This is a genomic window from uncultured Psychrobacter sp. (assembly GCF_947495825.1).
GTDB lineage: Bacteria > Pseudomonadota > Gammaproteobacteria > Pseudomonadales > Moraxellaceae > Psychrobacter.
Genome location: NZ_CANMAH010000002.1, coordinates 316482 through 338930, shown reverse-complemented (window position 1 = coordinate 338930; position 22449 = coordinate 316482). Strand labels below are relative to the sequence as shown.

The 22449-nt window shown below is 41.6% G+C and carries 21 protein-coding genes; 11 read left to right on the top strand and 10 right to left on the bottom strand.

From position 1 onward, the window contains the following. Positions 1–682: 682 nt before the first annotated feature. Together Q0895_RS04200 and Q0895_RS04195 are read left to right on the top strand one after the other, a co-directional pair. Positions 683–1708: an RluA family pseudouridine synthase gene (locus Q0895_RS04200; protein WP_299185737.1), complete on the top strand. Its 1026-nt coding sequence runs from the start codon at positions 683–685 to the stop codon at positions 1706–1708. Positions 1709–1777: 69 nt separating this feature from the next. Continuing rightward, the gene (locus Q0895_RS04195) at positions 1778–2446 is read left to right on the top strand and encodes an HAD-IIIA family hydrolase (RefSeq protein WP_058368036.1); all 669 of its coding nucleotides are present in this window, start codon (positions 1778–1780) and stop codon (positions 2444–2446) included. Positions 2447–2521: 75 nt separating this feature from the next. Here the strand turns inward: Q0895_RS04195 and yihA are convergent, their stop codons facing one another. Continuing rightward, entirely contained in the window at positions 2522–3286 is a 765-nt protein-coding gene (yihA, locus tag Q0895_RS04190) for a ribosome biogenesis GTP-binding protein YihA/YsxC (RefSeq protein ID WP_299185736.1), read from the bottom strand. Between the two features lie 401 nt (positions 3287–3687). On the opposite strand from yihA, the gene Q0895_RS04185 reads away from it, so the two are divergent. From Q0895_RS04185 to Q0895_RS04170, 4 genes are all read left to right on the top strand, one after another. After that, positions 3688–4023: a c-type cytochrome gene (locus tag Q0895_RS04185; protein WP_299185734.1), complete on the top strand. Its 336-nt coding sequence runs from the start codon at positions 3688–3690 to the stop codon at positions 4021–4023. A gap of 346 nt (positions 4024–4369) precedes the next feature. Continuing rightward, positions 4370–5038: a c-type cytochrome gene (locus tag Q0895_RS04180; protein WP_058368039.1), complete on the top strand. Its 669-nt coding sequence runs from the start codon at positions 4370–4372 to the stop codon at positions 5036–5038. Positions 5039–5182: 144 nt separating this feature from the next. Further along, positions 5183–6334, top strand: coding sequence for a hypothetical protein (locus Q0895_RS04175; RefSeq protein WP_299185732.1), 1152 nt, complete (start codon positions 5183–5185; stop codon positions 6332–6334). Next, a complete protein-coding gene (locus Q0895_RS04170; RefSeq protein ID WP_299185730.1) occupies positions 6322–6690 on the top strand; it encodes an RnfH family protein in 369 nt (122 codons plus the stop codon). Before Q0895_RS04175 ends, Q0895_RS04170 begins: the two co-directional genes overlap by 13 nt. 26 nt (positions 6691–6716) lie before the next feature. Here Q0895_RS04170 and bamE read toward each other — a convergent pair whose 3' ends face one another. Next, on the bottom strand, positions 6717–7151 hold the full coding sequence (bamE, locus tag Q0895_RS04165; RefSeq protein ID WP_299185728.1) for an outer membrane protein assembly factor BamE: 435 nt from the start codon (positions 7149–7151) through the stop codon (positions 6717–6719). A gap of 282 nt (positions 7152–7433) precedes the next feature. Between bamE and fur the strand changes: the two genes are divergently transcribed. Then, on the top strand, positions 7434–7868 hold the full coding sequence (fur, locus tag Q0895_RS04160) for a ferric iron uptake transcriptional regulator (protein WP_299185726.1): 435 nt from the start codon (positions 7434–7436) through the stop codon (positions 7866–7868). Positions 7869–7958: 90 nt separating this feature from the next. Here fur and Q0895_RS04155 read toward each other — a convergent pair whose 3' ends face one another. Next, positions 7959–9080: a PilT/PilU family type 4a pilus ATPase gene (locus tag Q0895_RS04155; protein WP_299185725.1), complete on the bottom strand. Its 1122-nt coding sequence runs from the start codon at positions 9078–9080 to the stop codon at positions 7959–7961. Positions 9081–9164: 84 nt separating this feature from the next. Continuing rightward, positions 9165–10220: a type IV pilus twitching motility protein PilT gene (locus Q0895_RS04150; protein WP_299185723.1), complete on the bottom strand. Its 1056-nt coding sequence runs from the start codon at positions 10218–10220 to the stop codon at positions 9165–9167. 331 nt (positions 10221–10551) lie between these two features. On the opposite strand from Q0895_RS04150, the gene Q0895_RS04145 reads away from it, so the two are divergent. After that, the gene (locus Q0895_RS04145; protein ID WP_299185722.1) at positions 10552–11277 is read left to right on the top strand and encodes a YggS family pyridoxal phosphate-dependent enzyme; all 726 of its coding nucleotides are present in this window, start codon (positions 10552–10554) and stop codon (positions 11275–11277) included. 80 nt (positions 11278–11357) lie between these two features. On the opposite strand, the gene Q0895_RS04140 is transcribed toward Q0895_RS04145, so the two are convergent. Both Q0895_RS04140 and Q0895_RS04135 read right to left on the bottom strand, forming a co-directional pair. After that, complete coding sequence (locus Q0895_RS04140) at positions 11358–12632, bottom strand: hemolysin family protein (RefSeq protein WP_299185720.1); 1275 nt, start codon at positions 12630–12632, stop codon at positions 11358–11360. A 244-nt stretch (positions 12633–12876) separates the two neighbouring features. Next, entirely contained in the window at positions 12877–14598 is a 1722-nt protein-coding gene (locus Q0895_RS04135; protein ID WP_299185719.1) for an NAD+ synthase, read from the bottom strand. 767 nt (positions 14599–15365) lie between these two features. On the opposite strand from Q0895_RS04135, the gene Q0895_RS04130 reads away from it, so the two are divergent. The 3 genes from Q0895_RS04130 (at position 15366) to epmA (ending at position 18828) form a co-directional block, all read left to right on the top strand. Further along, positions 15366–16511 carry an AI-2E family transporter gene (locus Q0895_RS04130; protein ID WP_299185718.1) on the top strand — a complete coding sequence of 382 codons (1146 nt, stop codon included), beginning with the start codon at positions 15366–15368 and terminating at the stop codon, positions 16509–16511. Between the two features lie 112 nt (positions 16512–16623). Beyond that, positions 16624–17751: a 4-phosphoerythronate dehydrogenase gene (locus Q0895_RS04125; RefSeq protein WP_299185788.1), complete on the top strand. Its 1128-nt coding sequence runs from the start codon at positions 16624–16626 to the stop codon at positions 17749–17751. Positions 17752–17805: 54 nt separating this feature from the next. Next, positions 17806–18828 (top strand): EF-P lysine aminoacylase EpmA, encoded by a 1023-nt coding sequence (gene epmA, locus Q0895_RS04120; RefSeq protein ID WP_299185717.1) that lies wholly within the window; start codon positions 17806–17808, stop codon positions 18826–18828. A 178-nt stretch (positions 18829–19006) separates the two neighbouring features. Here the strand turns inward: epmA and Q0895_RS04115 are convergent, their stop codons facing one another. The 4 genes from Q0895_RS04115 to purE all read right to left on the bottom strand — a co-directional run bounded on the left by Q0895_RS04115 (position 19007) and on the right by purE (position 22350). Beyond that, complete coding sequence (locus Q0895_RS04115; RefSeq protein WP_299185715.1) at positions 19007–19645, bottom strand: NAD(P)H-binding protein; 639 nt, start codon at positions 19643–19645, stop codon at positions 19007–19009. Positions 19646–19804: 159 nt separating this feature from the next. After that, the gene (locus Q0895_RS04110) at positions 19805–20254 is read right to left on the bottom strand and encodes a YaiI/YqxD family protein (protein ID WP_299185713.1); all 450 of its coding nucleotides are present in this window, start codon (positions 20252–20254) and stop codon (positions 19805–19807) included. Beyond that, the gene (locus Q0895_RS04105; protein WP_299185711.1) at positions 20254–21624 is read right to left on the bottom strand and encodes a 5-(carboxyamino)imidazole ribonucleotide synthase; all 1371 of its coding nucleotides are present in this window, start codon (positions 21622–21624) and stop codon (positions 20254–20256) included. The genes Q0895_RS04110 and Q0895_RS04105 overlap by 1 nt, the downstream gene beginning before the upstream one ends. 177 nt (positions 21625–21801) lie before the next feature. Next, a complete protein-coding gene (gene purE, locus Q0895_RS04100; RefSeq protein WP_299185709.1) occupies positions 21802–22350 on the bottom strand; it encodes a 5-(carboxyamino)imidazole ribonucleotide mutase in 549 nt (182 codons plus the stop codon). Between the last annotated feature and the right edge of the window lie 99 nt (positions 22351–22449).

Genomic DNA, 22449 nt, shown 5'->3' with positions numbered 1-22449 from the left:
TATATAAGCACTTACCACAAAGTCACAATTTATTCGCTGTTTTGTTTATTTTCTAAACTGTTAACGCCAGCGAACGTCTTCATATCAGCTCAAATTAATTCAATTGTTTTATCTATCTATTATTTTATAACATCTAACTGTTTTAGAATCTTAAGTTATGAGTGCCATTGCACTGTTATTCAGCGGGGCGTACTTGGCAAACAGAGTAGGTAACCGGCTCATCAGCTCGGTGGATATATATTGTTTGTATGACAATCAGTTTATCTGTTTGACCGCCAATATTTAGGCAGCGCTAAACTCTTAACATCGGATTAACATCACTTGCTCAGTTGCACCAACCCAATGATCAAAAAAATCAAGTCGTGGTCGTGTGTTAATGAGTAGTTGTGTACTATTACCGCTTGATAATTTGGCACGTTTGCCATCATTACCAAAGCGATCAATTTGGTATAAATACCTTTTATTGAACGCGATGCCTATATTACTAGGCATCTTGTCCTGAAAGTAGATGATGCGTACAAAAATCGCAAGATTGACTCATCATTAGCAAGTAATGATGATAACAACAAGTTGTTTAAGACAATAACGATTATTGTCCTAGTCTCTGCTTAATTGGCGCTCAACATGGTAAACTATAGCAAATCTTTGTGTAAATACCTAACTAAAAATGACAAACTCTAAAATGACTGACGACGCACCTACCCATGAAGCTCCAGCGATATTTAACAGCAGGACACGCCCACAAAGCGCTGATGATGAGATTAGTAACTTTGGAAAGGTTAACTACCTTGAAGTCACACGCCATCAGCACGATCAGCGCTTAGATAATTTTTTATTAAACCGCTTAAAAGGGCTACCAAAATCCCATATCTATAAAATGATACGGTCAGATGAGGTTCGAGTGAACAATAAGCGCTGTAAAGCGCATGATAGAGTAGAGCGCGAAGATGTCGTACGTATCGCACCTATACAGCTGGCAACCCGTGAAAAACCAATCATTAGTACTGAGTTCGCCAATAGTCTATTAGCGCGCGTCGTATATGAAGATGATGGGCTGCTGGTGCTCAATAAGCCATCTGGTATCGCAGTACATGGCGGTAGTGGTCTTGACTTTGGTGTCATCGAAGCCATGCGTGAGGTGACTGGTAAAAAATACCTAGAGCTTATACATCGCATTGATAAAGACACATCAGGTCTGCTTATGATTTCTAAGAAGCGCTCAACACTCAAAGTGTTGCAGCAGCATCTGGTCGACAAAACCATTCAAAAGCATTATCTTTGTCTGGCAAAAGGACAGCCTGCTCTTAATGAGCAACGTATTGATGCCCCATTGCTACGCTACACGCTTGCTAACGGTGAGCGCCGTGTCAAAGTGGATGGCAGTGCTTCACAAAATCAGGACCCTCAATCTAAAGAGAGCCAAACGGATATTATCGTACATAGCCGTTTTCTGCTGGCAGATCAGCCAGTCAGCTTGATTGAAGCCAAGCCATTGACAGGACGTACGCATCAAATACGTGTGCATCTGGCTCATATCGGTCATGCTATCTTAGGTGATGACAAATACAATGTACATGACAAGTCAGGTGTCCATCGCTTGTGCTTACACGCATGGCGACTAGATATTCCAGGCTATAAAACCATTACTGCCCCGTTACCAGACGATATGGCAGACTGGTTGCCGGAGCAAACCGCATTGCCAGAATAAGCTTAATGCCTCTATATTAATGTATTGTTGTTGAATTTTTGGTTTATTGGCGTACGCTAAGGTAAATTTATGAGCAAACAATCTAATCATTGCTTGGCAGATAAGAGCCTAGTTATCTTTGATTGGGATGGTACTTTAATGGATTCTATCGGTTTAATCGTTGAATCCATGCATGTCGCTGGAGAGGCGCATGGTTTTTGTACCACAGACCAAGCGGTTAGGGATATCATCGGTCTAAGTCTGATGAATGGTATCGAGATTTTATACCCGCAAGCAAATGAGCTACAAAAGCTGGCTATTCAACAAAGCTATGCTGACTACTACATTCCTAACAGTCACCGCACACCGTTTTTTACTCCTATAGAAGGCATGTTGCAAACGTTGCAGCAGCAAGGCCGCAAATTGGCTGTAGCGACAGGTAAAAAAAGACGGGGTCTTGATAGGGTGCTTACCGCCTCTGCTAGCCAGCACTACTTTGAAATAACTCGTTGTGCTGATGAGTCAGGCTCCAAGCCCAACCCGCAGATGCTGACAGATATCTTAGAGCATACGCAGCATAGTATATCTAAAGCTGTGTTTATCGGTGACAGTGTATATGATATTCAAATGGCAAATAAGCTTGGCATGACTAGCATCGCTGTAGATTATGGTACAGCAACCAATGAAGAGCTTGCCGCTCAGCAGCCTACTTATCAAGTTGATACGCCCCAAGCTTTAACTGAGCTGCTATGTGGTTAAAATAAAAGACATAATAAGCAAAAAAAGGGTTTATCAAGATAATGATAAACCCTTTTAGTTTGTTACAGATGATGGTTATTCGTTGTCTTGCTGCTTATCTTGTGACTCAGCATCTTTTTGCTCAGCGTCTTGTTGGGTAGTATCAAATGTCTGAAGATCCGATTCGACGAGCTTGTCATTATCAAGTTTATAGTCGTACCAATTTCCCATTACACCTGCCAGCTCATCAAGACCCTCTTTTCTTAATGCAGAAAACAGCTGAATGGTACAGTTCAAGCCCAATTTTTTGAGAGCTTGGCGAGTATTAAGTAGAGCGTTTTTTGACGCACCATATTTGAGTTTGTCCGCTTTAGTTAATAGGATATGGACAGGCAACTCGCCATCTTTGGCCCAATGTAGCATCTGCTCATCAAAGAATTTAAGAGGGTGGCGAATATCAGTCATAAGCACTAAACCTGCAAGGCTTGAGCGCGATACCAGATACTCTTCTAGTTCGACCTGCCATTCTTTTTTCATCTCAAGCGGGACAGCTGCATAACCATAACCTGGCAAATCGACTAAGCGTCTGTTGGTATCTCCAATGCTAAAAAAATTAATCATTTGCGTACGTCCCGGAGTCTTAGACGAGCGGGCAAGCTGGCGCTGATTGGTTAAAGCATTGATAGCAGAGGATTTACCTGCGTTTGAACGTCCTGCAAAAGCCACTTCTAGCCCGATATCAGGTGGGCAGAGACGAAAAGTAGGCGCCGACGTCATAAATTCAGTTTGTTGAATACGCTGGCGGGCTTTGGTATTAAACGCCGCATGTTCAGCGGCAACATCTTTAAACGGGGTACTCATAAATGACTCATTAACAATCAAAAAATTTGAAACGAAGTTTGGAATAATAATGCAGAACCGGTCAAAAAAAGACAAGGAATCAGCGGTAACGTTGATTATATAGGCTTTAGAGTATCTTTGAATATAAATAAGCAGTCAGATAAATGATGAGTATTACGGTAATCTGTTTATTGTATAACTTATCTCTGTCGTTCTATATATGACAGCATAACACTAAAGTGAATAACAGCTTAGCAAAAATTATCGTCTAGCGCTTAAACGTTACTAACCCTAAACGCGATAACACTACTTTAACTCGACATATATCGTTACAATATAAGATATTATCGGTTAATAAGTTTATGTATCGAATAATTGTAGATATAAGTATTCCATGGTTATTCAGTTAAAGGGGATATCGTATGCGTTTATTAAATATCAATACCACTAAAACACGTCAGGTTTTGAGCAGTAGTATGATGGCACTTGTCCTAAGTTTGACTATGACAAGTGGTCATACAGCAGCTGATATTTCCCAAACCTACAACGACTCATGTGCAGCGTGTCATGACAGTGGTGCCTTAAACGCTATCAAGAAAGGCGATAGCGCTCAGTGGCAACGCCTTATAAAGCAAAAAGGTATGCCAGCGCTGATTAATTCTGTAAAGGGCGGCATGATTCAGATGCCAGCAGGCGGATTATGTAATAATTGTAGCGATGATGATTATCAAAAATTGATTGAATATATGAGTAAGTAGATAAGAATCTAGTTAACAGTTTTATTGTAAAAGCCTTAGGTATTTTAATGATAGCCTGTACCTTTTTATTCAAAAGATAAATGGTTTATAGAATATATAGCAAACTTGAATTTCGATAAAAAACGTTAGTTACTATGATTAAGTAGGCAAATTCTTTAAAGTCTTGCTATAATAATTGCAAATAAACCCTGATGTTAGTAAGTGCTTTCGGGCTGCTTGTTATTAACACCTCAAATCGCATGATTGATTTTGTCAAGCTATAGACGTGCTTGTATGATTTGGTGAGTGTTCTGTTAATACAATCAATCAAGTTAATGCTTACGGCGAGTTAGTAGGATCTGTATCAATGAAAAAGTTAATCGCTGCCGCCAGCTTATGTGTTGCAAGTTTCAGCGTACAAGCTGCTATTATTGTTCCTGAATATGACGCTAATGCGGGTAAACAAATTGCAGAAACGGTATGTGCCGCTTGTCACGGTGTTGACGGAGTGAGTGTCGTGCCAGCTCAGCCAAATCTTGGCGGTCAAAATGTAAAGTATCTATATAAGCAATTGGTCAATTTTAAATCTGGATATCGTAAAAACGGTATTATGCAGTCACAAGTTGCCAACTTGTCTCAGCAAGATCTTGCTGACGTATCAGGATACTATGCCGAGCAGGCACCTTGGGGCGTAGGCTTTGGTAATCCTGCAACCAATCAAGAAGCAACCAAGCTTTATTTAGGTGGTGATAAGTCACGCGGTGTGATTGGCTGTGCTGGTTGTCATGGTCCAGATGCTGCTGGTAACGAGTTTGCAGCTTTCCCACGTTTGGGAGGACAGCATGCTGAATATATTGCCACTCAGCTAAAGCTGTTCCGTGCAGCAGGCCGCGTAGATGATATTGCAAGTGAAGATCAAAAACGTGTCAATGATGCAGCCAAAGAAGGCGAGATGGGTATGATGCAGACAGTAGCAGCGAGACTATCAGATCGTGACATTCGTATCTTGTCAGATTATATCAGCGCTGTTCATTAAGCGCCGCTTAGCTAATCATTAAACCCCGTTTTCGGGGTTTTTTTATAGCTGTCTGTCCCTATATCGTATAAATAAATACAGCCCTCTTCATTGGTCTGTATAATTGCCTATTGTCATTCACTTTAGATCGTTTGGATTGAGATTATGATGGTCCGCTATGCTTCTTATTTTATGGCAGCACTGTTGCCACTACTGCTTTTTCGCTGGTTTACACCCACCTCAATTGGTGAAATAGATTTTTGGTTACTATGGCTATTTGCGATGGTATTGGTTTCATTGCCCGTTATTTATGCAGAGATTGCTTTAGCGTATCGCAGTATTGAGGCGCCTTTAGCAGGCATGCAAAAGCTTACTCGCGAAGCTGATGCTAGTCCATTATGGCGTAGCTTTGGTTGGTTGACAGCGGTAGTTGCGATTGCTATCGCTGCACTTGTTATATCTGGAGCGAGTAGCGGTCTGTTATCTGCGCTGACTGAGCTTAATAGTGCGCCAAGCCTGCCAGTTTTTGCGGTCGCTGGCGGCTTGATGGTGATTGCAGTATTGTTAAGTTTGCTTGGTGTCGCGCCTCTACCTATAGGTCTGGGCTTGATGATTGTAGGCTTAGTGATGAGTTTGACAAATGGACTACCGCAAGTTGAATTCGCCATGACTAACATCAACTTAACTGAGTGGGCACGAGCGGTTGCACTTGCGTTGGTCAGTGTAGGAGCGGGTACTGGGCTATACTGGTTTGGTCAGCATTTAGTCACAAAACAGACAGTAACTGCAGTAGAGCCAGAAGGTCTAACCAAGTCACATTCTACTAAATTACATTCAACTAAGGCTTCTCGTACTTACCATGCTGCTAAGCTGGTGCTGCCTATTTGGGTACTACAGCTGGTTGTCGGTGCTGTTGCATTATTTAGTAGTGGTTTGACAATGCCGCCCATTGGACAGCTGCTATATCATGCAGGGGTGTTATTTGTGGCAAGCTATTTATTGTATTATAGTGCCCAGCAGCTAGCACATAAATTTGGTCTAGTAGTAAGCTTAGTTATTACGTTGATTGTAGGTTTATTACTAGTCACAATAGTACCGACAACTTGGCTAGTAGGCCTATTGGTTATAGTAAGTAGTATTGCAGTGTTGGTGTTGTCTATATTTGCTGGTTGGCATATGAAAATCAGTCACTTACGCAAGTCTTTAAACTTTGGCAGTGAAGCATCGTACAATTTATGGCGCGTAGCCATTCGTCTTATTATACCGATAGCACTGATTTTAGCATTAATAGGTTGGATGATGCTGTGGCTGAGTTAATAGAGAATACGGCTAAATGTTCCCAAACGTCGGCCATGATAACAGTACATTTGGCTTATGCTGAAGATGTAAAACGTCAGCACTATGTGACATTGCAAGTCGCTAAAGGTACGACTTTATATGAAGCACTAGAACAAGCAGGCTGGTTAATTCAGTTTCCTAACTTGGCTTTATGGTGCGAGCAGGTAGTAGGTATGACAACGCCTACTGCCAAGCGCTGGCATGTAGGCATTTATGCACAAAAACAACCTATAAGCTATATATTGCAACCGTTAGATCGTATTGAGGTATACCGCAGCTTAAGCGCTGATCCCATGTCTCAGCGCAAAAATCGCGATAAGAAAAAGCAAAAGTGATGGTTTAAGACTGTATCTAGCTCAGATTAAGACTGAGGTAGGGTTTCTATACCTTCGATACGAGTGACAATGCCATTGGCATCAAAGTAGACAATCAAATGCTGGCTGGCGTTTTTGACATCTGCAATGCCTTTGCGTTCGCCTTCTGTACCTGCTTGGTAGTCGTAGATATAATCCCAACGATTGGGTGCTAGTGTATCTTTGATAGCAGGACTACCTAGTATGTACAATACTTGGTTTTGGTTCATACCTACTTGTAGTTTTTGTGCTTGAGTTTGAGTGATTGGTGTACCTTGCGGTAAGTCAATTCTATAAACGCTAAATAGTGAGCAACCAGATAGGGCGACAGTAACGCCAAGGGTTGCAGTGATCATAACTTTGCGCAGATTGGCTGAATAGTTAGATGATTGATGGCCAAGCGGAAAACGATTTAATAGCTTTATCATGGTAAGATGGCTCACAAAAATGGGTTAGGCGCGGCTAAATGCATCTCGTGCAAGTCTTGCCGGCAATCTTGGACAAATGATACGTCATTTACTTGCAATTGCCTACCACTTACGACATTATTTACCAAATGCTACCTGATATACTCAGTAATTTATAGTGTCAATTCATAAGCTTATAGCTGCAATTTATCTCATTTTTATCAACACTTTTTAAATGAGGACACGTCCTAGCTACTAATTCGCTATAGCTATTTTTCAGTTTTTATTTGTTAAGACTTAACAGTCAGAAGGGATATTATGGCTTCTTTTACCAATCAGGATTTACGCAAAGCAGGATTAAAAGTAACTTTGCCGCGTATTAAAATCTTAGAGCTACTTGAGAAAGCAGAGCTGCATCATATGAGTGCAGAAGAGGTATACAAGGCGCTCATTGATCAAGGCGAAGATGTGGGATTGGCAACAGTCTATCGAGTATTGACGCAGTTCGAGCAAGCAGGTATTGTCGAACGTCATAACTTCGAAAACAATTTGTCAGTGTTTGAAATCACCCAAGAAGAGCATCATGACCATCTGGTTTGTGATATTTGTGGCAAGATTGTTGAGTTTCATAATGAAGTCATTGAAGAAGAGCAGGTCAAAGTAGCAGCAGAGCACGGCTTCAAGTTGTCTGGACATTCACTGGTGTTGTATGGCATTTGCAACAATCAAGAATGTAAAGACAGTGCAAAATAACAAATAGATTTAATCAAAAAAACAGCTCTCAAATTGAGAGCTGTTTTTTTGTTTGTGACACTGGTCTGGTTTAATGGCAATCAATGATTATTAGCTAATATTTAACGACAAGCTGCTGGCGTTTTCGTCAATGTCTTTACTGCCGTTTTTACTGTTTAGTTTGATCTTTAGGCGTAAATCATTTGGTGAGTCAGCATGTTTAATCGCATCTTTATAAGTAATGTCACCATTTTCATATAGGTCAAACAAAGCCTGATCAAAGGTTTGCATACCGCTATCACGTGAGCGCGTCATTACCTCTTTGATTTCGTGTAGCTCACCCTTACGAATATAGTCACTAATCAGCTGTGAGTTAAGTAACACTTCAATCGCTGCACGATAGCCTTTACCGTCTGGCGTTTGGATAAGCTGCTGCGCAACAATGGCTTGTAAGTTGAGCGATAGATCCATAAATAGCTGATTATGGCGATCAGCTTCAAAGAAGTGAATGATACGATCAATAGCTTGGTTGGCATTGTTTGCGTGCAACGTTGCAAAAACCAAATGCCCTGTTTCGGCATATTGAATTGCGTAATCCATCACTTCACGGTTACGAATCTCTCCAATAAGGATGACGTCAGGGGCTTGGCGCAAGGTGTTTTTTAGCCCAGCTTCAAACGATAAAGTATCGACACCAACTTCACGCTGCGTGACGATACAGCCTTTGTGCTGATGTACAAACTCAATAGGATCCTCAATGGTAATGATATGACCATGAGAGTTTTGGTTACGGTGGCCTATCATTGATGCAAGCGTTGTCGATTTGCCTGTCCCTGTAGCACCGACTAATAAGATGATACCACGCTTTTTCATTGCCAACTCTTTTAGCGAAGGAGGCAGGCGCAGCTCTTCAACCGTTGGAATCTTGTTTTCGATTTTACGTAGAACCATGCCTGCCATATCACGCTGCATAAAAGCACTAACCCGAAAACGTGCTAGCTGCGATTTATCTGAGATGGCAAACTGACATTCATTAGTGTCTTCAAACTCTTTTTGCTGATTGTAGGTCATAAGACTTTTGACCAAAAGCAGAGTTTGCTCACCAGTCAATGGTGCTTGTCCTACAGGACAAATAGTGCCGTTTATTTTCATAGAAGGAGCGACGCCAGCTGTAATAAACAAATCAGAGCCGTTCTTTTTAACCATGAGTTGCAGTAATTTATCGAAGTCCATAACATATCCAAATTAAAAGTAAGTTATCAAAGAATAAGTTGAAAGTATTGAAAATAACGTAAAAACAAATGAGTCGTACCAGTACTATATAAATGCTTCAGGCTGTTTAGCATAGGGACGAGCGACGTCTTTACTAATAGTGCCTTTGCTGACTAAATTTTTGAGAGTTTGGTCGAGTGTAATCATGCCGTCACCAGCACCAGTCTGAATAGCAGAATACATCTGGGCAATTTTGTTTTCGCGTATCAAGTTGCGAATGGCAGGTGTGCCGAGCATGATTTCGTGAGCAGCAACACGTCCGCCTGTTTGCTTTGGTAATAAAGTCTGGGAAATAACAGCTTGGAGTGATTCAGATAACATCGCACGAATCATATCTTTTTCGGCAGCCGGAAACACATCGATTACACGGTCAATTGTCTTCGCAGCAGAGCTGGTATGCAAAGTGCCAAATACCAAGTGACCAGTCTCAGCAGCGGTTAAAGCCAAACGAATGGTTTCGAGGTCACGTAGCTCACCAACCAAGATAACGTCTGGATCCTCTCGTAGTGCAGAGCGTAGAGCAGGCTCAAAACCTAACGTATCACGATGGACTTCACGCTGGTTGATAAGACTTTTTTTGGATGCATGAACAAATTCGATAGGGTCTTCGATGGTTAAGATATGCTCTTTACGTGTATCATTGATATAGTCGATCATTGCCGCTAAAGTGGTAGATTTACCAGAACCAGTCGGCCCTGTTACTAGCACCACGCCACGTTTGAAGTTCGAGACTTTTTTAAATACATCACCCATTCCTAAGTCTTCTAAAGTGAGAACTTCTGAAGGAATGGTACGAAAGACAGCGCCAGCGCCGCGGTTTTGATTAAAAGCATTTACCCGAAAGCGCGCTAGATTTGGAATCTCAAATGAGAAGTCAGTCTCAAAAAACTCCTCAAAGTCGGCACGCTGTTTATCATTCATAATGTCATAAATCAGCTGATGCACGGTTTGATGACTCATAACAGGCATATTAATACGCGTGATTTCGCCATCGGCTCGAATAACGGCGGGCATTCCAGCTGATAGATGTAGATCTGATGCTTTGTGCTTCACCGTAAATCGCAGCAGATCTTCGATGCTTAAGTTGCTTTTTTCAGCCATGGTCGAGCGTTCCTATCCAGCAATACAGTAAAAAACGAGCAATGAAATGATTTTATGTTGATATTGTTTTAAAGTTTAATAATGCTATTAAAAGACCAATAACACTAGCCTTACTTTACTTACAGCTCATACTTACTTTAGCAGTGTAAGCGAGCTAAAGTAACAAATTAATAACAATAATAGTCAATTTCTATCATAAAAGAAACAGATTAAATGTAAATAATGACGATTAACGGCTTAATTTCCTTAAGAAAATTTTATTAAGCATTTTTAATTAAGGTTTTTTAAACAAGGTTTTCAGTAAGAATGAATATAACAATAAGGGCAAGATATGAATGATGATCGTTTGATTGCAAACTGGCAGCAGGTTAACAAACAAGTTACTAAAGCATGTGAACAGGCAAATGACTTAGCAAAGGAGCAGGAAACAAGCACTAGACCAGCGTCCGATGTTACATTGCTTGCAGTTTCAAAAACCAAGCCTGCTGATATGATCGCTATGTTAGCCGAGCAAGGACAACGGGATTTTGGTGAAAACTATCTGCAAGAAGCCGTTGAAAAAATCAAGGCTCTACAAGATCAACCTGATGCGGTCTCTATCGTATGGCATTATATTGGTCATATTCAGCGTAATAAGACTCGCGATATTGCCGAAAACTTCGATTGGGTACAAACGCTTGAGCGTGGCATCATTGCAAAACGCCTGAACGATCAGCGTCCAAAAGACATGCCACCACTGAATGTGTTAATACAACTTAATATAGATGATGAGGAGAGTAAGTCAGGCTGTCATCCTAAAGATTTGCCCGATTTAATAGCAGCTATTAAGGACTATGATCGCCTGCAATTACGCGGTTTGATGATTATTCCTGCCAAATCTGACACAGATGCTTTTAAACGCACCAAACTGTTATTTGAAAAGGTAAAGCAAGAATATCCAGAACTAACAGCTTGGGATACGCTTAGTATGGGTATGAGTAATGATATGGCAGCCGCTATAGCCAACGGCTCTACGATGGTGCGCGTTGGTACAGCCATATTTGGTGCACGAGACTGATCTAAGATACTTATTCTCTCACTATCCGTACTTTAGATTATTTAAAGTTATCTTAGAAAAGGCTTTTATTGCAGATTTTTTTAAGTAGTTTCTTCAAGTTTGGTCACTAGCATCTGATTGATTTTTAATTTATCAGTATCTAGTATTTCAAATCGATAGTTGGCGTATTCAATGGTATCGGTTTTTTTGGGTATTTTTCGCAGCATATACATCATAAAACCACTGATGGTTTCGTAGTTTTGATTGCGCGGTAGGTTTACGATATCTAAAGCACGAACCACGTCTTCGATAGGAGTCATACCGTCGATCAACCAAGAGTTATCAGTACGCTGGACAATAGGTTGATCTTCTAATGTAACAAGCTCGCCCATGACAATGCTCATTACATCTTTGAGCGTAATGACGCCAACGACCATGGCATACTCATTGACGATGACAGCGAAGTCAGCGCCAGTAGATTTAAACATCTCTAGCACTTCAAACAAAGACAAAGTATCAGGAACGAAGAGGGCCGGCTTTAGTAACGCTTTATTGGTTAAACTAACCTCTTGCTGGTTTAGGACTAATGCCAAAAAGCTACGAGACTCTACATAACCAACGATATTTTCTAAGTCATCATCGTTGCAAACCAAAAACTTATTGTGGGGTTGCTCGATCATAGTCTCGACCACTTTTTCGGTACTTGTTTTGGTATCGAAATATACGAGATGTTCGCGTGGATTCATCACCGAGGTGACTGTCCGCTCTTGCATCTCAAAGATATTTTCTATCAGATGATGCTCTTGCTTTTTTAACACGCCAGCTTCAGCCCCGGCATCCATAACGGCATAAATATCTTCTGGCGTTATATCATCTTGACGGGCAGTAGAGATACCAAGTACCTCAAAAATAACGTTTGCCGCACCATCAAATACCCAGATGATGGGTTTGAATACAAAAATCAAAAGCATCATTGGCCGTACGAGTCGCACGGCTATAATCTCAGTACTAGACATTGCCAAACGTCTGGGCATCAGGTCAGCCAGCAAAGAAAATAAGCTTGTAATCAAAACAAAAGAGACAATCGATGCTATGGCTTCATTGTTGAATAAAAGATGTAGATAAGGGCTAATAGCTGATTCGCCTACTGCACCAGCTGAAATAGCGACGGCGTTTAAAACCACTTGTACGACTGTGATAAAGCTACCAGGATTGTCCTGCATGTGTAGGACATCAAGTGCTCGGACTTCTCCTTCTTTTGCCATAATTTGTAGTTTAATTTTGCGACCAGCTGCGATGGCAATCTCGGCAGCAGAAACAAAAGCGCTTAGGGCAAGCAACAAAAGAAGACAGATACTAGCGGTTAGCAAACTCATGAAGTACTCAAAGAAAGGTAGAAAGGTTTGAAAATATATAAAAGGATAGCACTCTAAGTCGTACTAAGTATGGTTTATACGTTGATAGAGTAGGTGCTAAATACATGCTATGACGTGTATAAAGCAAATAACCATACTAGAACTTAGTGTACTGCTAATAAAAAAGCTGGACAAGTGCCCAGCTAATCATACACATGACGATATAAAGGTATGCTCAAGACCAAACAATGAGCCTAATAAACTCTTAGCTATCTATTGACCATTTATTGACCAATGGATAACGACGCTCACGTCCAAAGGCTTTTTGACTGATCTTAGTACCAATCGGCGACTGATGACGTTTATATTCGCTATTGTCCACCATTTTGATCGTTTTGGCGACCATCTCGGCATCAAAACCTTTATCAACGATTGCTTGATAACCCATATCTTCATCGATATATAAAGTTAAAATACCATCTAATACATCATAATCAGGTAGGCTGTCTTGGTCTTTTTGATCAGGGCGTAGCTCAGCTGATGGCGGACGAGTGATGACCCGCTCAGGAATCACAGGTGTATCCTCCAAGCGATTACGATAGCTTGCCAAGTTATAAACCTGTGATTTATAAACGTCTTTTAGTACATCAAAACCGCCAGCCATATCACCATATAAAGTAGAGTAACCAACTGCTAGCTCAGACTTGTTGCCAGTCGTAATGACTAGATGACCAAATTTATTAGACAATGCCATTAAGATAACGCCGCGCGCACGTGCTTGGATATTTTCCTCAGTGGTATCAGCAGGTGACTTATTAAATAGTGGCGCTAATGTATGGCGAATACCTTCGACGGCATCAAAGATAGGGCAGACCGTATAAGAGACATTTAGACGACGTGCTTGTGCTTGAGCGTCTTCTAGGCTTATCTTTGAAGTAAACTCATAAGGCATCATAACAGCGTAGACTTTGTCTGCACCCAAAGCATCTACAGCGATACACAAGGTTAAGGCCGAATCGATACCGCCTGACAAGCCAACAAGTACGCCGCCAAACCCTGAATGCTTGACATAATCACGTAGTCCAACGACCAGTGCTTGGTACATCTCTGACTCACGGCTTAATGTCAGTGGCGCTTTTTCTTGAGTATCAAATTTGCCGCTATCAACGTCCAAGGTCGCCAGCATCAATTGATCTAAAAAGCGCGAAGCTTCATGAGCGATAGAGCCATCAGCTTGGGCAACAATAGAGCCACCATCGAACACCAAGTCGTCTTGACCACCCACTGCATTCACATAGACAATTGGCACTTGGTGCTCACGGCTACGCTGAGTCAGCATGGTCTTACGCATATCTTGCTTACCCGTCTCAAATGGAGAAGCGTTGAGACTGATAATGATATCGACACCTTGCTGTTTTAGATCCGCAATGGGTTCTTTTTCCCATAGATCTTCGCAGATAAGGAGCCCGATAGTGATACCTTTATAATCAAACAATACTTGATTGCGACCTTTGTCAAAATAACGGCGTTCATCAAATACCCCATAATTGGGCAAAAACTGCTTATGATAAAAACCTTTTTGGTGGCCATTATGCAAGATAGCGGCTGAGTTAAAGGTACCATGATGATCAACATGTGGATAGCCGACAATCATCACAATATCTTGAATATCACTTAAAGCCGATAATGCGCTTTTGATACGCCCAGACAAGCTTGGTCGTAGCAGTAAATCCTGCGGAGGATAGCCCAATAAAGCCAATTCTGGAAAGACAATAACGTCAGCGCCTTGATCACGCGCTTGAATGGCAAGTTGACGCATTTTGTCAGCATTGGTAGAGATATCGCCTACCAAAAAGTGTGATTGAGCTAATGCGAAAGTGACATTATTTGAAGATGTATGGTTTGAGGATACATCGTTTGAAGGTGCATTGGTCGTACTGGCAGAATTTTCTGCCGTCAGGTTAGAGTTATTAGTGTCTTTTGACATTGTTATTGTTCCTATAAGTGTATCAATGAAAATTGGAGAGCTGTTATAAGCCCAAAATAAAGTATCTGTATCTATAGAACGGTGCTAGCAGTTATAGTCTGCTCAAGCATCTCGTCTCAATTATTAGACTGTATGCTAATGGTTTCAGATAAACAGTATTAATCAATCAATACTAAGAATCGATCTTATATGATCAACGATATTGACGCTTAGACAGAATATTGTCCGAAAAATCTACATAGTATTGTTAAAAATAAATTAATAGCTTTAGTATAACATCAATTTTATAGCCTACGAGAATGTAGCAGTGATTTACCTTTATAGATGACTACTCAGTTGTCTAAACATTCAGGTCATAAATATCATCTGCTATAAATCTCATAAACGATAGTTTTTCGGTAAATAAAGAGGAAATTGTAAGTAAAAATTACAACACATCATTGTTTATTTATAGGTCGTTATTGCATAATGATGGACGTTACTTAAGATTTTTTACTAAGTTGATGATATTAGGTCAGTAAGGTTAATCAATAAATTATTTGTTGTTGTACATAAGTTATTGAGCTGTTAATAGGATATAGTTGACAGTAGAAAGGACAAAAGCAAGTGTTTGAGAGCCCTTAAATTTATTGAACGAAATTATTAAATAAAACTTTTATATATGGATATAGTTTGTAGACATCATCTATAAGCTGATGTCTACTCATTTACAAATTTTGCAGTAAAAGCTCGCTAAGTTTTTGCTGTCAATGCTTGGTTCAAAAGTTATGATTGAAAACTGGACAAAAGAAGTAGTCATTCAACGCCTGCTCGCTATCACGCTATTGGTGATGTTATTCATACTGTGCTTCCAAGTAGTACAGTTTTTTATTGTACCAGCTTTATGGGCTGCGATTTTGGCCTACGTGACTTTTCCAATTTATACGTTTTTTCATGAAAAAGTCAGACTCAGTCCAGATTTTAGCGCTGGCATTATGACAGTAAGTATCTCGTTGATTATTGGAGTGCCACTGGTAATCGGGGTGTTTATTTTGCAACAAGAGGCGCTTAGTCTTTATAGCAACTTAATCTACCGTGTAAAGGTAGGCTACCTTGATGTACCCGATTATTTCAAGGATTTACCCGTTATCGGTCAGCAGATCAAAGATATATTATGGCAAATTAATAAAAACCCTGAAGGGACGCTTGAAGCTTTTCGTGCTTGGATTCAATCGCACTTATACTATGGCAAAGTAGCTCTAGATGTGGTGCTTAGTACTTTAGCTAAGCTTGGTATGGCGCTCATGACATTGTTTTTCTTTTATCGGGATGGGACCAGTCTGATACGTCAAATTCGTCAAGCACTACGCAACGTCATTGGCAATCGAATCGACGGTTATATTGACTCAGTTGGTACGACCACACGCGCGGTGGTATACGGTATCGGTCTGACCGCATTGGCGCAAGCGCTGCTTGCAGGTATTGGCTATTATTTCTCAGGAGCACCCAGCCCGATTTTATTGACAATCGTAACCTTTATGATCGCGCTAATACCTTTTGGTACGCCGTTTGCGTGGGGCGCGGTGTCGTTTTGGCTATTGAGTCAAGGGCATACGACAGAAGGTATTGGTCTAGCATTATGGGGTATCTTAGTTATTAGTTGGGTGGACAATTTGATACGTCCGATTGTGATTAGTGGCGCGACCAAAATCCCATTCATTATCATTTTTATTGGTGTATTAGGTGGTCTTACCGCGTTTGGTTTTGTTGGTTTATTTATCGGACCAGTAGTGCTAGCTATCGGACTTGCTGTATGGCGCGAATGGATCTCCCAGCATAGAGATGAGATTTTTGCGCCAAAAGAGTTAACGTTAGTAGACAATCAGATGTTGTTAGACTTTGATGACCCAATAGAAAAAAATACAAAGAGTTGAATTTTTTGCCAGGTGGTATTGCTATCTATCTATTTAATGGCGTATGCCAATATTCTCTATCTACCATTAATCGAGGCGCTCATCTATGTCCAATGTTATAAGCACTGATTCTATGACATCTAAAGCCACTCACGATCTGACTATCATTGCTGATGGTAATATCGCTGGTCTTGAAGATTTTTTTAATGAAAAAACTTTGGGTCAAGATACTTATCAAACGGTCGATATCATCAAAGTCGCTGGACGAGACATTAACGCGCAATTGGTGGCTAAGATGCAACCAGATGTATTATTGATACGTTCTGTGACCAAGGTTGATGCAGCTTTATTAGCAGATAATCAAAGCGTTAAGTTTATCGGCTCGGCGACGATTGGCACTGACCATGTCGACCAAGCGTATCTGAAAGCACGCAATATTACTTTTGCCAATGCAGCAGGCTGTAGCAAGCATTCGGTGGCACAATACGTATTGACGGCTATTTTAACCTTGCGTCCAGAGTATTGGCAGCAAACATCGACACCAATAACATTGGGTATTATCGGTCTCGGTAATATTGGTAGCATACTTGCGCAATACGCTACTGATCTTGGCTGGCAAGTCTTGGGTTATGATCCGCTATTACCTGCATCGAACATCAACAATGCCAGCTTTGAGCAGGTCATTAGCCAAAGCGATGTTATTAGCTTACATGTACCGCTGACTGACAAAAAAAATAATAATAATCCCAGTGGTAGTGATTACCCAACGCGGCACTTAATCGATAAAACTGCGTTAGTTGCCATGCCGTCAGAGACTCTATTAATCAATAGTGCACGCGGACCAGTTATCGATGCAGTAGCACTGCAGGCCGACATTGAGAATAATAAGCGCCAAGTAGTGCTCGATGTGTTTGAGCAGGAGCCGCAAGTATCTGCGCAGTTATTATCGAAGCTTGCTATCGCTACCCCGCATATCGCTGGTTATACGCTAGAAGGCAAACTGCGCGGTACGCAAATGATCTATGATGCGTTGTGTGCAGAGTTTGCGGTCACGCCCACGCAGGCTATGCAGCAGCTTTTACCAGTCAATATGTATCTATGGTCTGAGCTTAAAGCTTACCCAAATAGGCTGATAAAGTTTTATGACATCATGCAAGATGATAAAGAGCTGCGAGAAAAAGTAACAGATGGACAGGTAAGTGGGGCGGATTTTGATCAACTACGTCGCGATTATCATCTGCGCCGTGAGTGGCAGTTTTAAAGGCGGTAGATATCAATCTTAGAAACATATTGTTAATAATCATATTGGATAATAATGAACCCATCAAGCCGTACTTCTACCCACACTCCTAAGCCTACCTATGCTCCAACTATGGCGCTTGCCATGGCACAAAAGCGTGCGAAACTACTTAGTGATATACGCCAGTTTTTCACAACGCATCAAGTGCTTGAAGTACAGACGCCACTGCTATCGCAAGCAGGCAATACGGATACTTTTTTGCAATCAGTGGCGGCACAAGTTACTTATCAAGATAAGCCGTATACTTATTATCTACATACTTCCCCTGAGTTTGCGATGAAGCGTCTTCTTGCCAGCTGGCAAGTACCTATTTATCAGATTTGCTCTGTATTTCGCGACAATGAGATAGGGACGCGGCATAATATTGAATTCACCATGCTAGAGTGGTATCAGCCAAATTACAGCCTGACAGATTTGGCTGATGAGCTGGGACAATTGTTAGAGGTATTGTATGGCTATCCGGTAGTCATGAATCACTATCGTTATGTCGATGCATTTATGGATTTTGTGGGTATTCATCCGTTGACGGCCAGTATAGAGGCACTAGAAGCGGTCGCAGAAGATAAAGGATTGACAGGTTTTGATTTTGGTACTGATCTAGATAATAAAGAGGACAGTCGGCAATCATGGTTAGATTTGCTATTTAGTCATGCTGTCGAACCAAATCTAGGTCACGAGTTACCGACACTAATTATCGACTATCCGCCTGCCACAGCGGCACTCGCTAAGACTGATTTAGACAAAGATGGCAATCTTGTGGCTAAACGCTTTGAGTTATATATCAGTGGGATTGAGATTGCCAATGCCTATGATGAGCTAGCAGACGGGACAGCATTACAGCAGCGTTTTGAACAAGACAATCTATTGCGCAAGCGTCATGGCTTACCAATCATGCCTATCGATGAGCATCTGCTCGCTGCCTGCGATGATTTGCCAGCGTGTAGCGGTATTGCGTTGGGTTTAGATAGGCTGCTTATGGTGATAACAGGAGCAACTTGCTTAGAAGACGTTATTACTTTTCCAAGTGACTTAGCCTAGCAATAATTGGCCTAGCACTAAAACTTGCCTTGCTGCTAGTTTGATAATTTACAACCCCTTTCGTTGCTCTAGCTTTTGATAATAAAATTATCTTATAAAGTGTTCTAAAATTAAAGCGAGCAAACCTTTTGGCTTACTCGCTTTTTTATCGTTTGAACTATAGTAGCGTTAGGCTCTACTATAGTTTTGCAATAGCGTCACTAATAGCAGTATCACCATTTTGCATACTAAAGACTTGCTTATTGGTGTTATCTGCATCCAATACTGCTACTAAGGTAGCGGCAACGTCCTCAATGGCATTTTCACCAGCTTCAGTATTGTTTATAGCGATTTTACCAGTGCCGGCACGCTCTTTTAAAGCGCCCGCTTGTACGATAGTGTAGTCGAGCGTACTGTTATTGACCAGCCACTGATCCGCGTAATGCTTAGCGATATAGTAGTCTTTTAATTCAGCGATGGCAGGGTTGTCCCACTTGCTAGTATCTAGTGAAAACACGGTGCTTAGCATGATATAACGCTTGATACCTTTGTCTTCTGCAGCTTGCATGGTCTTAACCGCGCCATGCAAATCAACTTCTAACACACCCTTACCGCCAGAACCTGCCACAAAATATACCGCCTCGATATCATCAGCAATTTGGCTTTGAATAGCGTCTTTGTCTGCGGTAATATCCAAATCTAACTGCGTGTAATTATCCGCATCAAAAAGAGTTTTGTCTTGCCTTGTCGTACCAACTACTTGATGGTTATCAGCTAATAATTGCTTGACCAAATCGCTACCAACGCGGCCACTTGCACCTATGACTAAAATTTTCATAGTTTCTCCTGTTTTTCGTATTAACGTTATGCTAAAAACTGTATATACGGTAACAAGAATAAGTAGCACACTCCGTTATGAAGGGTGCTAGTTGCATAGTGTTTGGTTATAGAGTGTATAGGGTTTGCAAGACAGACAAGAGATAAGACAAATAAGAAGTTAACGCACCAGTTTGTTTAGACCATCGGCAAAGGCTTTTTTGTCACGATCGCCATAGGGTTTTTGTCCACTCATCTCTTGCAACTCTAAGACGCCAGTACCGCGCATGGTATCCATAAAGTCGCGCATATTGAGCTTTTGTTTGATGTTATTTTTATCGTAGATCATACCGCGAGTTGTCAAAACCATACCACCTTTGTCCAAAATGTCATTGGCCAAAGGGATATCGCTAGTAATGGCCAAATCACCTGCTTGGATTTGCTCTACGATATAGTCATCAGCCTTATCAAACCCTGATGGCACCACTGTCATGACGAGCAGTGGGGACTTACGCAGTTTGATTGGCTGATTGGCGACGAATATCGCCACCGTTTGTGTGCGCTCAGCAGTTTTGATAATTAAGTTTTTGGCAATCAATGGTACTGAATCAGCATCTACCCAAATTTGCATTATTTGTTAGCCTTTTCTGTATTTGCTTTAGCATTGACTGCATCATCTATTTGACTGTCCGTGTTTGCTAAAACAGTGTTTTTAGTATCAGTACTGGCTGTGTCGCCTGCGTTATCAAGCTCTGTAATATCTTCGTCTGGCTCATTTTGCTGCGTTACAACGCTCGTATGGTTTTTGTCCAAGCCAACCTTGTTAGGTAGTATTGCCACCAGTTTGGCCAATGCTGGCTCTAGATTGATAACGTCGTTGGGCATCAAGGTAATGTGAGCAATCTTGCGATCTTCACGCTCAGCTTTGTGGTAACTATGGTAATGGGCACCATCAATAGCCAATACGTCGCTGATATCAGGATATTGACCTAACACATTGACCATAATTGCGGGATGAACGTTGTCTGTATCGCCTAAAGGTAAATCTACCACTGCGCGAATATGGTTTTCAAATTGACTAGTGATAGCGCCTTCAATGCTCCAGTGTCCAGAGTTGTGTACGCGCGGTGCAATCTCATTGGCAAGCAGATAATCATGACCACGGTCGTCTTTAGTGACGAACAGCTCTAGTGCCATAACCCCCACATAACCTAAATGGTTCATAACCGTAGTGATGGCTTGTTTTGCTTGATTAAATATGTGGCTCGTACCAATGGCGGGCGCTTGAGTCTTTGCCAAAATGCCATGATGATGATGGTTTTCAACCAAATCATAACAGCGTACATGGCCGTCTTGAGCGCGTGCTGCGATGATAGAGACCTCACGGCTAAACTTCACGAAGCCTTCTGCAATGAGTGGCGCTGGGGTTGGCGTTAAAATACCTTTACCGCTGACCGCATCTTTAAGATCTTGCCACGCGGCTTTAATATCACTATCTTGCTGGATGACATATTGGCCTTTACCGTCATAACCACCGCGACTGGTCTTAAGGACAATGGGCAAGCCTAGCTGCTCACAAGCTTGCTTTAACTCAGCTTGCGTACTGACCGCCATAAAAGGTACCGTCGCGATATCAAGCTCATTAAACATCTGCTTTTCTTTTAAGCGATCTTGAGCGATATCAAGGGCAATTGGCGGTGGAAACATACCTTGTTTTTTACCCGCTGCTGCAAGGCTTGCCAACTGCTCGACAGTTGCTGTTGGGGTATTTTCGAACTCTAATGTAAACACATCGGCTGCAGCGATAAATTCATCTAACTGCTCACTGCTATATACCTGTCCATAAAGGCTGGCTGGACAGTCGGGGTTGTCTTCTAGGAACACACATTGATAGCCGAGTGGCAGAGCAGCTTGAGCGAGCATCATACCAAGCTGACCACCGCCTAAAATACCGATGGTATGGATAGTTTGCGTAACAGGATAAGCGTTTGCTGTGGTCATGAGAAACTCTTTGAATTAAAAATGGATTAAAACGAACGGTTTAAAACAGGAAAAGGTGCAATGTATGCACCTTGTGATCAGTAAAACCTATCTAAAATTAAATATCAAGTGTAGATCAACGAAATTCCACTCATCTCTATCAGGATAACAAGTGTGGTTATAGTGATATAAAGCTATCTAGCTGTTAATAATACCAGGTGTAGGACTGGCTAAGATGGTATCGGTTTGCGTGTGACGCAAATCATCAAGTTTGGCAGCGATGGTACTATCATGTAAAGCAAGCACTTGAATAGCAAGTAAGGCTGCATTATAAGCGCCAGCGGTACCGATGGCTAAGGTCCCAACTGCCACGCCTTTGGGCATCTGTACGATAGAAAGCAAACTGTCCCACCCACTTAGCATCGATGACTTGACTGGTACACCAAATACAGGAAGTGGCGTCTGACTGGCGCACATACCAGGCAGATGAGCCGCGCCGCCTGCACCGGCGATGATTACTTGTAAGCCTTTGTCTTTGGCCCCTTTTGCGTAGTCAAATAATCGATCAGGCGTACGATGAGCGGAGACCACTTCGCACTCAAAAGCAATATCGAAGTCGGCCAATAGCTGTGCAGCACAGCTCATGGTTGCCCAATCAGACTGTGAGCCCATGATGATACCAACTTTTGGCTGGCCGTCAGGAGAGGAGATAGGATTGGGGTTTTCGGTCGCCAATACGGTACTCATAATGTGATATCCTCAAAACGACCATCATACAAAAATTATGCTATAGCCGTAAAGCCATGTTTTAATGATAATACTCACATTATCCTCATATTCGTTAAA